Below are 13478 nucleotides of genomic sequence, written 5' to 3'. Positions count from 1 at the left end.
GAGAAACAGATGTTTCTCTTTTTTTGTGGATTAGAAAGGCAATTTTCCAGCGAAAGCTCCTAGTTTCTTCTTAGTCGTTTCATCAATTTGTTCAAGTGCTGCGTTAATTGCTTGCGCAGTCATGTCAGAAAGGGTTTCGAGATCTTCTGGATCTACAACTGCTGGGTTGAAGTCAATGCTGACCACTTTTTTGTCTCCAGTCAAAGTTGCTTGGACAAGGTCCTGAGCTGATTTTCCAACAAATTCCATGGCAGCGAGTTCTGCTTGGCTTTGTTCCATTTGTTTTTGAAGTTTTTGTGCTTGGCGCATCATGTTTTGCATGTTCATCATGGCGGTTTACAGTTTCCTTTTTTCTATTATTTTCTTTTTTATTTTATCAATTTTAGGGACAAAAGTCTATTATTAGTTTTAGACAGCTAACATTAAATTTTCTGACAATTTATTGAAAAATGAGGAAATACATGTTATAATAGAGCGTAAAATAAATTCAGGTCTTCTGAGCCGATAGGAGTATACAATGAAAAAACTAGGTTTCGTCCTTTTATCTTCAGCCTTGCTATTGACAGCTTGTGCCAATAATCAAACAAAGCCAAGCGATACGAGCGATTCATCGAAGGTGACAGCCTTGTCTGAAGACAAGCAAAAAATGCTGGATAAGGCCACTGCTGACTATAAGACTTTTGTACAAGAGCAAATTGATAAATTGTTGACAGATACGGAAGGTTTTGTCAAACTCTTGAAAGAAGGCAAATTAGAAGAGGCTAAGAAGGTTTATCCACTGATTCGTATGTCTTATGAGCGTTCAGAACCCATTGCTGAGAGCTTTGGTGAGTCAGATGTCAAGATTGACTTTCGTTTGGCAGACTACGTAGATGAAAATAAGACTGAGGAAGGCTGGTCTGGTTTCCACCGTATTGAGCGTATCCTTTGGGAAGATAATACCACAAAAGGGACTGAAAAATACGGTGATCAATTGGTCAATGATATTAAGGAATTGAAAGCTAAGATTGCGACTGTAGATGTGGACTACAAGGTTATGTTGACTGGGGCAGTTGACTTGCTTAACGAAGTAGCGACAAGTAAGATTACTGGTGAAGAAGAAGTATACTCCCATACAGATTTATACGATTTCCGTGCTAATATCGAGGGTGCTGAGAAAATTTTCCAACTATTTAAACCTCTCCTTGAAAAATCAGATGCTGACCTAGTCAAAGAATTGGAAACAGATTTTAAATCTGTCAACAGTTTGCTAGACAAACACATGACAGACAAAGAACACTATAAACTCTATACAGATTTGTCAAAAGAAGACACTAAAGAATTGTCCGAAGCTGTGACAAAACTAGGTGAACCTCTATCACAAATGGGTAAATTTCTGGATGGAGAATAAGAAGTATGACTGATAAAGACGAAACCTTTTTTGAGAAAAAAATGGACCGTCGAGAATTTCTAAAAAAAGCAGGGATTGGAGGGGCTGGTTTAGCGCTAGGGCTCTCTGGTGCTTCTGCTTTTTTCGCACCTAAGCTAGGAAATCAAGAAAACATCTCGTACGGGAATGAAAAAATTGCTTTTTATGGCAAACACCAAGCGGGTATTACAACCCCTATGCAGAAGAATATTTATTTTGTTGTTCTGGATTTGCATACGACAGATAGGGATAAAATTATTCAGTTATTTAAGGACTGGACGAATTATAGTAGCAAACTTGTAGAGGGAGAATTGGTCAAAAAAGATAGTCAGAATGCTCTCTTGCCACCTAGTGACACTGGAGAAACCGTGGGGCTAAATCCTCATCGTTTAACGCTGACTTTTGGTGTATCTGCAAGTTTCCTGAAAAAAATGAATTTAGAACAAAAACGTCCTCAACTTTTTAAAGATTTGCCACCCTTTCCAAAGGAGCAACTGCGTGAAAAATATACTGGTGGGGATATTGTCATCCAGGCTTGTGCAGATGATGAGCAGGTTGCTTTTCATGCCATTCGGAATCTCATCCGTAAGGGGAGAAATGCGGTGACTCTTCGTTGGAGTCAGTCTGGTTTTGCTGCTATTGGGGATCGTCTGGAAACACCACGCAATCTTTTTGGTTTCAAAGATGGGACAGCAAATGTCACAACAGAAAAGGAATTTGACCGTGTTGTTTGGGCCGACAGCAAGGATTGGATGGAAAACGGATCCTATATGGCTGTTCGCCGCATCCAGATGTTTCTAGATACCTGGGATCGAACCAATCTTGAAGAACAAGAAAATACCTTTGGTCGCTACAAGGAAAGTGGCGCTCCATTTGGCAAGAAGAATGAGTTTGATGAAGTGGATTTAAGTCTTTTGCCTGATGATTCGCATGTTCGATTAGCTAAAGAGGTAGATAAGCCACTCTTGCGACGTTCCTATTCATACTCGGATGGAATTGATGAAAAAACTGGACAATTTGACACAGGCTTGCTCTTTATTTCTTTCCAAAAGGATCCCGATCATTTTGTCAAGGTTCAAACTAACCTTGGAGCTACAGACAAGATGAATGAGTATGTAACCCACATCGGTAGTGGTCTTTTTGCCTGCTTTGGTGGAGTAGAGAAAGGAGGCTATATTGGTCAAAAATTATTGGAAGGCTAGAAGTTGGTTCTTGGTCTTAGCCCTGTCATTTTTAATCCTTTCTCCAGTAGGGGCCCAAGAAAGTTTGAGTTCTTATTTTATAAAAATCACAGATGCATCCAAAGAGGTCAAAAATGGCAATCAGTCTGAGGCCAAGTCCTTAGTTAGAGAAATGGCGACGGATTTTGAAAAAGTAGAACATTCCGATTCGGATGCTGGTAAGGTCGTCAAGGAAAAGCTTGCTCTGACAGGAGATATAAGTGAGGAAAATCTGACACAGATTTCATCTGCTCTTCTTGCATTTGAGAAAGAGCAAAATCCGGTAGATCTTGATGCTGAAAAAGAAAAGCTTGTTAGTCGACTAAGACCGCGTTTTGAGGTTCTGGATAAGGCAATTTCTTCCCAAGACATAGAGCAAATTCGAGAAGCTTATAAAAAGATGAATTCAACCTGGACGATCAATGAGAGTGTTGTCCGTGACAACAGTACAGCTCATTATGGTCAAGTAGAAACAGCTATTTCTTTCTTACGGAGTAGCATAGAAACTGAACCTACTGATTTTAACTCCATCCAGACTTCCTTTGAGGACTTAAAAAAGGCTATTGATGATTTTGTAACTGGAAAAGAAGTCGCAGAAGCATCTTCTGATTTAAGTCTCAAAGACGGTATTGCCCTTTTGAAGAAGGCTTTGGAACAATTCCAAGCTGGAGACCAAGCATCAGGGGCAGCTACCATGAAAGAGTTTATCACTATATGGCCAACTATTGAAGGTACAGTTAGTACAACAAATCCTGCGCTCTATACCCGAGTGGAAAGCGAAAGTCCTGTGATTATGGTCAAGGGAAGTGAGAAAGAATATCAAGAAAAGTTAGAGAAGCTGATTACAGATTTATCCCAAATTGATACTAGTGCAAGCTACAATGCTTTTGATGCTATGCTCATTCTCCTACGGGAAGGAGTAGAGGCTCTCTTAATCGTCATGGCCTTGGTCACGACACTAAAAGCAGCCAAGATGCGCAAAGGACTCAAGTGGGTATATGGTGGTGCCCTAACAGGTATCGCTGCAAGTCTAGTGATTGCATTTATACTACAAATCGCCTTTCCTGCTGTGACATCAGGTGCCAATCGTGAAATTATCGAAGGTGCTGTTGGTATTTTCGCAGTAGTGATGATGATTGTTATCGGTATTTGGCTTCATAGTAAATCTTCAGTCAAAAAATGGAATGCCTTTATGGATTCACAGATGAAAACAGTGACTAAGACAGGTTCCTTCATTTCTATGTTTGCGCTGAGCTTTCTAGCTGTTTTCCGTGAAGGAGCAGAGACCATTCTATTTTACGTAGGGATGTTACCGAGAATATCTAGTTTTGACTTTATTCTAGGTGTTTCTCTGGCTTTGTTCGTCTTGCTAGTTATCGCATTCCTGATGAACAAAGCGAGTCAATTTATTCTCCCTCACAAGATCTTCTTTATCCTGACATGGATGATCTATGCTCTTGCCTTTAAGATGCTAGGTGTTAGCGTACATGCTCTGCAGCTGACCAATATGGCTCCAAATCACTTAATATCAGGTTTCCCAACGATCGACCTATTGGGTATCTATCCAAGTTGGGAAGGTTTAGGAAGTCAGCTAGTCTTTTTGATAATTGTTTTGGTTGTCACATTGAGACAGGGTGAAAAGTAGATGGATACAAAAGAATTGACAATCATTGAACATCTGGTAGAATTTAGAAAGAGGTTCATTGCTGTTATAGCCTGCTTTTCTATAGTCTTCTGTGGAGCTTTATTGTTTGCTGATCAGCTTTACTACTATCTAACTCAGTCCTTTAATCAAAAATTGATTGTATTAGGTCCAAATGATATTCTGTGGATTTATTTGCGCTTGGCAAGTTTGATGTCCTTTACCATTACGCTACCTTTTACAATTTATCAGATTTGGAGTTTTATCAAACCAGGCTTGAAAATCGAAGAAGCAAGAGCCATTTTTGCCTATATTCCAGCTAGTTTTATTTGCTTTCTATTTGGACTAGCCTTTGGATTCTACTTTGTAACGCCTGCCTTACTTCAAGTGCTTTTAGGACTAGGGGAAGGATTATTTGAAACCCAATTAACGGCGCAGAACTACTTAGACTTTGTTTTCCAAACAACTATCCCTTTGGCATTCATCTTTGAATTGCCAGTCATTATTGCTTTTTTAACGTCGATTGGCTTGATTGGGCCAGCTTTCTTAGTTGCTTATCGTCGTTACGCTTATTTTATTTTACTGGTGCTAGCTGTTATTTTGACACCAGCTGATTTTATCAGCGATTTAGCCATGACAATTCCTTTAATCTCGCTCTATGAGCTTAGTATTGCAATTAGCAAGAGTATTATGAAGAAAAAAATGAAAGGAGAAAAGAATGGGAATCTTACGTGATATCGGTGCTCCAGGATTGATTATCATTGTTCTAGGTGCACTCTTAATCTTTGGACCAAAACGTTTACCAGAACTGGGTGAATCAATCGGTAAAATGCTGTCTGAGTTTAAGAAGGCAGTTAAAGGACTTAGTGACCAAGAACAGGAAAAGTAATCTATTCCATAATCATAAATAAAAACAAGAAAGTTAGGAACTGTATCTGTCTTTGCGAGTTTGAACAGTTTCCTAGCTTTTTCTTGTATTTCAAAAAATATGTTTAAGTTTTCTTTAAGTTTTCTATTATATTCTAAAGAACTCTATATTAACCGAACGTTGAACGGATAATATAGAGGATAACCTATTTTTATTTCTTAATTTGTTATGGTCTTTCTGGATTTAGTAATACATTGTTCACTTTTTACCTTAAATGGTGTGTTGATTCGACTAAATGACGCTCTGTCTTTTCTTCATGATGGAGGCAGATTGTGATATAATAGACAGTGATAAGTTTTTTAGAATAAACAAAGGAGAAAATATATGATCTATGCAGGAATCCTAGCCGGAGGAACTGGCACACGCATGGGAATCAGTAATTTACCAAAACAATTCTTGGAGTTGGGTGATCGACCTATTTTGATCCACACAATTGAAAAATTTGTTTTGGAACCAAGTATTGAAAAAATTGTAGTTGGAGTTCATGGAGATTGGGTATCTCATGCTGAGGACTTGGTTGACAAGTATCTTTCTCTTCACAAGGATCGCATCATCATTACTAAGGGTGGTGCTGATCGCAATACCAGTATCGAGAAGATTATCGAAGCTATTGATGCCTACCGTCCAATCACTCCAGAAGATATCGTGATTACGCATGACTCTGTTCGTCCTTTTATCACACTTCGCATGATTCAGGACAATATCAAACTGGCTCAAAATCATGATGCAGTTGACACGGTAGTAGAAGCTGTTGACACCATTGTTGAAAGTACCAATGGTCAGTTTATCACTGATATTCCAAATCGTGCTCACCTCTATCAAGGTCAAACACCTCAGACTTTCCGTTGCAAGGATTTCATGGATTTGTATGGTTCCCTATCTGATCAAGAAAAGGAAATCCTGACGGATGCATGTAAGATTTTTGTTATCAAAGGGAAAGATGTCGCACTAGCTAAAGGGGAATATTCAAACCTTAAAATCACAACTGTGACAGACTTGAAAATCGCGAAAAGCATGATTGAGAAAGACTAAGGCTATGATTAATCAAATTTATCAACTGACAAAACCAAAGTTTATCAATGTAAAATACCAAGAAGAGGACATTGATCAGGAGAATCACATCCTTATTCGTCCAAATTATATGGCGGTTTGTCATGCGGATCAACGTTACTATCAAGGGAAACGCGATCCAAAAATATTGGCTAAAAAGCTTCCTATGGCCATGATTCACGAGTCTTGTGGAACTGTTATTTCAGATCCAACTGGGACTTATGAAGTCGGTCAAAAGGTGGTTATGATTCCAAATCAACCGCCTATGCAGAGTGACAAGGAATTCTACGAGAACTACATGACAGGGAGCTACTTCCTATCTAGTGGTTATGATGGCTTTATGCGAGAATTTGTCTCTCTTCCCAAAGACCGAGTTGTTTCTTATAATGACATTGAAGATACAGTTGCTGCCATTACCGAGTTTGTGAGTGTAGGTATGCATGCTATGGATCGATTCCTGCATCTTACCCACAGCAAGCGAGAGCGCATCGCTGTTATCGGAGATGGTAGTTTGGCTTTTGTGGTTGCCAATATTATCAATTACACTCTACCAGAAGCAGAGATTATCGTGATTGGTCGCCATTGGGAAAAATTGGAGCTCTTCTCTTTTGCAAAAGAGTGCTATATCACGGACAATATTCCAGAGGATTTGACCTTTGATCATGGATTTGAGTGTTGCGGTGGTGATGGTACAGGTCCAGCTATCAATGACTTGATTCGTTATATTCGCCCACAGGGAACGATTCTCATGATGGGAGTGAGCGAATACAAGGTTAATATCAATACACGAGACGCTTTGGAAAAAGGATTGTTATTAGTAGGCTCGTCTCGCTCAGGACGCGTCGATTTTGAGAAGGCCATTCAAATGATGGAAGTTAAAAAGTTTGCGAATCGTCTGAAGAATATCCTTTATGTTGAAGAGCCTGTGAGAGAAATCAAGGACATTCACCGTGTCTTTGCTACAGACCTAAATACTGCTTTTAAAACAGTATTCAAGTGGGAAGTGTAGAAGATGGAGGTTATTTGTGGAGAAACTCATCAAAGAAAAAATTTCTTCTTTACTATCTGATGAAGAGGAAGTACTCAGTGTCGAACAGCTGGGAGGCATGACCAACCAAAACTATTTGGTTAAAACAACCAACAAACAGTATATTGTGAAATTTTTTGGTAAAGGGACTGAAAAACTCATTAATCGCCAAAATGAAAAGTACAATCTTGAACTTTTAGAGGATTTAGATTTGGATGTCAAAAATTATCTCTTTGATATTGAGTCAGGGATTAAAGTAAATGAGTACATCGAATCAGCAGTAACTCTTGATTCAACATCTATCAAGTCCAAGTTTGAAAAGATTGCAGCAATTTTACAAACCATCCATGCTTCAGGGAAAGAATTAAGAGGAGAATTTGCCCCTTTTGAGGAAATCAGAAAATATGAATCCTTGATTGAGGGACCTATCCCTTATGAAAACTATGAAGCTGTAAGAAAAGATGTATTTTCACTAGAAAAGAGATTGGCTGATTTGGGTGTTGATAGAAAGTCCTGTCACATCGATTTGGTACCAGAAAACTTTATCGAGTCACCACAAGGTCATATGTATCTGATTGACTGGGAATACTCTTCTATGAATGACCCGATGTGGGATTTGGCAGCTCTTTTCTTAGAGTCTGAATTTACAAAGAAAGAGGAAGATGATTTCCTTTCCTACTATGAAAGTGACAAAACGCCTGTATCACGTGAGAAGATTCGTATCTATAAAATCTTGCAAGATACTATCTGGAGTTTGTGGACAGTGTACAAAGAAGCTCAAGGAGCTGATTTTGGAGATTACGGTATCAACCGTTACCAAAGAGCTGTCGAAGGTTTGACTTATTATGGAGGTTAGGATGAAGAATAAAAATGGCGTTTCTTTTGGTCTGCTCTCTGGTATCTTCTGGGGATTAGGTCTAACGATTAGTGCCTATATCTTTTCAATTTTTACAAATCTTTCACCTTTTGTGGTGGCTGCTGCTCATGATTTCTTGAGTATCTTTATCTTGTTAGCTTTTCTTTTGGTAAAAGAAGGAAGAGTTCGTCTCTCGATTTTCTTAAATATTCGAAATGTGAGTGTAATTATCGGTGCTTTACTAGCAGGACCTATTGGTATGCAGGCCAATCTTTATGCGGTTAAATATATTGGTAGTTCTCTAGCTTCATCTGTATCGGCTATTTACCCAGCAATTTCAGTTTTGCTAGCCTTCTTCATTTTGAAACACAAGGTTTCAAAGAATACAGTATTCGGTGTATTCTTGATTATTGCAGCGATCATTGCTCAAACCTACAAGGTTGAACAAGTTAACTCGTTTTACATTGGGATTCTTTGTGCCCTTATCTGTGCCATTGCCTGGGGGAGTGAAAGTGTTCTCAGCTCCTATGCTATGGAAAGTGATTTAAGTGAAATTGAAGCCTTGTTAATCCGACAAGTAACCTCATTCTTGTCCTATCTCGTGATTGTGCTCTTTTCTCACCATTCATTTGCAGAAGTGGCAGATGGGCAATTATTCGGCCTCTTGATTGTCTTTGCGGCCTTTGATATGATTTCCTACTTAGCTTATTATATCGCCATTAATCGCTTACAACCTGCGAAAGCGACAGGTTTGAATGTGAGCTATGTAGTTTGGACTGTCTTATTTGCAGTTATTTTCTTGGGTGCACCGCTAGATATGCTGACAATTATCACTTCACTTATTGTTATGGCTGGTGTTTATATTATTATTAAAGAATAAAGGAGATTCGTGTGAAAGCGATTATTTTAGCAGCGGGCTTAGGAACTCGTCTACGCCCTATGACTGAAAATACCCCAAAAGCTTTGGTTAAGGTTAATCAAAAACCCTTGGTAGAATATCAAATCGAGTTTTTGAAAGAGAGAGGAATTGATGAGATTATCATCGTTGTCGGTTACCTCAAAGAACAATTTGACTACCTAAAAGAAAAATATGGTGTCCGTTTAGTCTTTAACGACAAGTATGCTGATTACAATAACTTTTACTCACTTTATCTAGTAAAAGAAGATTTAGCTAACAGCTACGTCATCGATGCAGATAACTATCTTTTCAAAAATATGTTTCGAAGCGATCTTAAACGTTCTACCTATTTTAGCGTTTATCGTGAAGACTGTACGAACGAGTGGTTCTTGGTTTACGGTGATGACTACAAGGTTCAAGACATCATTGTTGACAGCAAGGCTGGTCGCATTTTGAGCGGGGTATCATTCTGGGATGAACCAACTGCTGAGAAGATTGTTGGCTTTATTGACAAAGCTTACGAAAGTGGTGAATTTGTTGATCTCTACTGGGACAACATGGTTAAGGATAATATCAAAGAATTGGATGTCTATGTCGAAGAATTAGAAGGAAATAGCATCTATGAAATTGATAGCGTAAAAGATTACCATAAGTTAGAAGAGATTTTATCTACTATTGAGTAAGGAAATAGAAGAAGGCTTGGGCCTTCTTTTTTTGTGGATTTTATAAAAAGAATGTTTGATATTGATTGTATTCTTTAAATGAAACAAAAATTACAAAAAAATGAACAAAATAAAACAAAAATTATTGACAACGATTTCATATAGTGTTATACTTATAGCATAAAAGATAATTGAAAGAAGGGAAAATGTTATGGGATTAGATCATTTCTTTGACAAAAATCTGGTGTTTTGCTTAGAAGCGGATAATCAAGAACAACTCTTTGATCAGGTAGCAAGCTTGTTGGAAGAACGAGAAATTGTCACTCCAACTTATCGTGAAGCCTTGATCACGCGTGAAAAGTCATTTCCAACTGGCTTAGATATGGAATTTCTAGGTAAGGACTTGCCAAATGTAGCGATTCCTCATACAGATATTGTTCATAATCTAGCTGAGAAAGTAGTGGTTGTTCGATTAGAAAAACCAGTAACTTTTCACAATATGATAGCTCCTGATAAGGAAGTAGAAGTATCCCTACTCTTCTTTATCATTAACAACTCAAGTTCAAGCCAAACAAATATTCTGGCTCAGTTGATGGACTTTTTCACAGGAAATGGACATCTGGAAGATCTATCAAAAATTTCCGAACCAGAAAAACTTTATGCTTACATTGCTGAAGCAACCGCTTAATCTTGTCTATTAAAAAATAAAATCGGAGGAAATCCAAATGATTAAAATTCTTGCTGCCTGCGGTGCAGGTGTTAACTCAAGTCACCAAATTAAAAGTGCCTTAGAAGAAGAACTTTCAAACCGTGGTTATGATGTTCACTGTGATGCAGTCATGGTGAAAGATGTAAACGAAGACCTTATCAAGGGATACGATATCTTTACACCAATCGCTGCAACTGACCTTGGTTTTGAACCAGGTATTCCAGTAATTGAAGCTGGACCAATCTTGTTCCGTATTCCAGCGATGAGCGCTCCAGTATTTGACAATATTGAAGCAGCTATCAAAGAACATGGACTAAGCTAATTTATTCTTTATCTTGTTAACATTCATATAACTAAAAAAACGGGAGGAACTATTATGGATGTCATTATCAATCTGGCCAACGATATCTTCAAACCTATCTTGGCTATGGGTGGCCCTATCATCATGCTGATCATTTTGACAGTATTGGCCCTACTTTTTGGAGTGAAATTCTCCAAAGCGCTTGAAGGTGGTATCAAGCTTGCTATCGCCCTTACTGGTATCGGTGCTATCATCGGTATGCTCAACGGAGCTTTCTCAGCATCCCTCGCGAAGTTTGTTGAAAATACTGGTATCCAATTGAACATCACTGACGTTGGTTGGGCACCGCTTGCTACGATCACTTGGGGATCTGCTTGGACACTTTACTTCTTGCTTGTAATGTTGATTGTCAACGTTGTGATGCTTGCAATGAAGAAAACAGATACGCTTGACGTTGATATCTTCGATATCTGGCACTTGTCAATCACTGGTCTTTTGATCAAATGGTATGCAGACAACAACGGTGTAAGCCAAGGGGTTTCACTCTTCATCGCAACTGCAGCAGTTGTCCTTGTAGGTATTTTGAAAATCATCAACTCTGATTTGATGAAACCAACTTTCGACGACCTTCTTAACGCACCAAGTTCATCACCAATGACTTCAACTCACATGAACTACATGATGAACCCAGTTATCATGGTCTTGGATAAGATCTTTGATAAAGTATTGCCTGGTCTTGATAAATATGACTTTGACGCTGCAAAATTGAACAAAAAAATCGGTTTCTGGGGATCTAAATTCTTCATCGGTTTCATCCTTGGTATTGTTATTGGTTTGATGGGAACTCCACACCCAGTTGCTGGAGTAGAAGATGCATCTTCATGGGAACTTGTTATTAAAGGTTGGTTGAGCCTTGGTTTGACTGCCGGTGTCTGCTTGGAGCTCTTCTCACTTATCGGATCTTGGTTCATTGCAGCCGTAGAACCACTTTCACAAGGTATTACAAACGTTGCTACTAAACGTCTTCAAGGACGTAAATTCAACATCGGTCTTGACTGGCCATTCATCGCTGGTCGTGCTGAAATCTGGGCTTGTGCTAACGTACTTGCTCCAATCATGCTAGTAGAAGCTGTGCTTCTTTCAAACGTCGGAAATGGTATCTTGCCACTTGCAGGTATCATCGCTATGGGTGTAACTCCAGCTCTCTTGGTTGTTACACGTGGTAAATTGCTCCGTATGATTATCTTCGGAACACTCTTGTTGCCTCTCTTCCTTCTTTCTGGTACTCTTATCGCACCATTCGCAACAGAACTTGCTAAAGGTGTAGGTGCCTTCCCAGAAGGTGTGAACCAATCTCAATTGATTACCCACTCAACTCTTGAAGGACCAATTGAAAAACTATTTGGTTGGGCAATCGGTAATGCTACAACAGGTGATATCAAAGCAATCCTTGGTGCAGCAGTCTTCCTTGTATTCTATGTAGGTATCTTTGCTTGGTATAGAAAACAAATGATCAAACGTAACGAAGAATACGCAGCAAATGCTAAATAATTCGCTCCTATAAAATGTAAATTGTGAAAACTAGGTTGTTAATTTCCTACATTGGGAGTGACAACCTAGTTTTTTATATAAAAATCTAAAAAATAGTTGGAGAATATTATGGTAATTGAAATAAAATCAGACCAGTTAACGGTCCAGTTTAAAACCTTAGGTGGCGCCTTGTCGTCGATCAAGGATCGAGAAGGCATTGAGTATCTGTGGCAAGGAGATGCCACTTACTGGAGTGGACAAGCTCCAGTACTTTTTCCAATCTGCGGCTCTTTAAGAGAAGATACAGCCTTCTACAGTCACGCAGATGGAACGGTGTCTACAGGTCACATTCCTAGACATGGGTTGGTACGTAAGAAAGATTTTGACTTGGTGGAACAAACAGAAAACAGTGTGACTTTTGCAATCGAAGATGATGATACTTGCTATCAAAACTATCCTTATCATTTCCGTCTAGAAATCACCTATACAGTCTCTGGAAAAACTGTTCGGACTCAGTACAAGATTTTTAATAAAGAAACTGAAAAAGTGATGCCCTTCTTTATTGGCGGACACCCAGGATTTAATTGTCCACTATTTGATGACGAAGTCTATGAAGATTACTATTTAGAGTTTGAGAAAGAAGAGACTTGCTCTGTTCCACGTCCTTTCCCAGAAACTGGTATGCTGGATTTTCAAGATAGAAGTCCATGGTTGGATTCTCAAAAGGAAGTGGGCCTCAGTTACGATCTGTTTCGTATTGATGCAGTGACTTTGGATGAGTTGCAATCCAGAACAATTGCCCTTCGTTCTCGTAAGCATGAGAAGGGATTAAAAGTACACTTCCAAGAGTTCTCAAATCTCATCATTTGGTCAACTTTGAATAAGGGACCTTTCATTGCGGTTGAACCATGGTCTGGCTTGTCAACATCCCTTGAGGAAGGAGATCATTTAGAAGATAAGAAAAACGTTCGCCTCCTAGAACCTAATCAAGTAGATCAAATTGGTTTTGATATAGAAATCTTTTAATCTAAAAAATAAAACACAAAAACAAACATTTACTGTTGACTTTTTCTAAAAATAGGAGTATATTATGTTTGTAAACAACAAATGATGTTTGTAATAAACAAATAATCACTTGTTATATTCTCTTTCAAGGGGAAAGTTTGTTTCTAGGAACTTGATTTCCTGGACTTGGATAAGGTGTTATTCATCTCATTCAATCAAATTTGTCACTAAACTGCTAGAAA

15 protein-coding genes are annotated in these 13478 nt (G+C 38.6%); 14 read left to right on the top strand and 1 reads right to left on the bottom strand.

Annotated elements, in window-relative coordinates:
* Positions 1–30 precede the first annotated feature (30 nt).
* Complete coding sequence (locus SORDD15_RS03095; protein ID WP_000981515.1) at positions 31–330, bottom strand: YbaB/EbfC family nucleoid-associated protein; 300 nt, start codon at positions 328–330, stop codon at positions 31–33.
* A gap of 187 nt (positions 331–517) precedes the next feature.
* Here SORDD15_RS03095 and efeO point away from each other — a divergent pair, with 187 nt between their 5' ends.
* From efeO to SORDD15_RS09935, 14 genes are all read left to right on the top strand, one after another.
* Positions 518–1390 (top strand): iron uptake system protein EfeO, encoded by an 873-nt coding sequence (gene efeO, locus SORDD15_RS03090; RefSeq protein ID WP_061414229.1) that lies wholly within the window; start codon positions 518–520, stop codon positions 1388–1390.
* Between the two features lie 5 nt (positions 1391–1395).
* A complete protein-coding gene (efeB, locus tag SORDD15_RS03085) occupies positions 1396–2610 on the top strand; it encodes an iron uptake transporter deferrochelatase/peroxidase subunit (protein WP_061414225.1) in 1215 nt (404 codons plus the stop codon).
* Positions 2585–4273 carry an FTR1 family iron permease gene (locus SORDD15_RS03080; protein ID WP_061414223.1) on the top strand — a complete coding sequence of 563 codons (1689 nt, stop codon included), beginning with the start codon at positions 2585–2587 and terminating at the stop codon, positions 4271–4273. The genes efeB and SORDD15_RS03080 overlap by 26 nt, the downstream gene beginning before the upstream one ends.
* Positions 4274–5005 carry a twin-arginine translocase subunit TatC gene (gene tatC / locus SORDD15_RS03075; RefSeq protein ID WP_061414221.1) on the top strand — a complete coding sequence of 244 codons (732 nt, stop codon included), beginning with the start codon at positions 4274–4276 and terminating at the stop codon, positions 5003–5005.
* Complete coding sequence (tatA, locus tag SORDD15_RS03070; protein ID WP_049484393.1) at positions 4989–5159, top strand: twin-arginine translocase TatA/TatE family subunit; 171 nt, start codon at positions 4989–4991, stop codon at positions 5157–5159. The genes tatC and tatA overlap by 17 nt, the downstream gene beginning before the upstream one ends.
* Positions 5160–5522: 363 nt before the next feature.
* On the top strand, positions 5523–6230 hold the full coding sequence (locus SORDD15_RS03065; RefSeq protein WP_000638514.1) for an IspD/TarI family cytidylyltransferase: 708 nt from the start codon (positions 5523–5525) through the stop codon (positions 6228–6230).
* A 4-nt stretch (positions 6231–6234) separates the two neighbouring features.
* Positions 6235–7257 carry a ribitol-5-phosphate dehydrogenase gene (locus tag SORDD15_RS03060; RefSeq protein WP_061414218.1) on the top strand — a complete coding sequence of 341 codons (1023 nt, stop codon included), beginning with the start codon at positions 6235–6237 and terminating at the stop codon, positions 7255–7257.
* Positions 7258–7273: 16 nt separating this feature from the next.
* A complete protein-coding gene (locus tag SORDD15_RS03055; protein WP_061414215.1) occupies positions 7274–8131 on the top strand; it encodes a phosphotransferase family protein in 858 nt (285 codons plus the stop codon).
* 1 nt (position 8132) lies between these two features.
* Complete coding sequence (locus SORDD15_RS03050) at positions 8133–9011, top strand: DMT family transporter (protein WP_061414212.1); 879 nt, start codon at positions 8133–8135, stop codon at positions 9009–9011.
* 11 nt (positions 9012–9022) lie between these two features.
* Complete coding sequence (locus SORDD15_RS03045; RefSeq protein ID WP_061414209.1) at positions 9023–9712, top strand: sugar phosphate nucleotidyltransferase; 690 nt, start codon at positions 9023–9025, stop codon at positions 9710–9712.
* A gap of 190 nt (positions 9713–9902) precedes the next feature.
* Positions 9903–10379 (top strand): PTS sugar transporter subunit IIA, encoded by a 477-nt coding sequence (locus tag SORDD15_RS03040; RefSeq protein ID WP_000521979.1) that lies wholly within the window; start codon positions 9903–9905, stop codon positions 10377–10379.
* A gap of 37 nt (positions 10380–10416) precedes the next feature.
* Positions 10417–10722, top strand: coding sequence for a PTS sugar transporter subunit IIB (locus SORDD15_RS03035; RefSeq protein WP_000590551.1), 306 nt, complete (start codon positions 10417–10419; stop codon positions 10720–10722).
* A 54-nt stretch (positions 10723–10776) separates the two neighbouring features.
* Positions 10777–12252, top strand: coding sequence for a PTS galactitol transporter subunit IIC (locus SORDD15_RS03030; RefSeq protein ID WP_061414206.1), 1476 nt, complete (start codon positions 10777–10779; stop codon positions 12250–12252).
* A gap of 108 nt (positions 12253–12360) precedes the next feature.
* Positions 12361–13257, top strand: a complete 897-nt coding sequence (locus tag SORDD15_RS09935; protein WP_081102350.1) for an aldose 1-epimerase family protein — start codon at positions 12361–12363, stop codon at positions 13255–13257.
* The last annotated feature ends 221 nt before the right edge of the window (positions 13258–13478 follow it).

The sequence above is a fragment of the Streptococcus oralis genome, from assembly GCF_001578935.1.
Classification (GTDB): Bacteria; Bacillota; Bacilli; order Lactobacillales; family Streptococcaceae; genus Streptococcus; species Streptococcus oralis_R.
The sequence above is the reverse complement of the archived record's forward strand: the minus strand, read 5'-3'. Positions and strand labels throughout refer to the sequence as shown.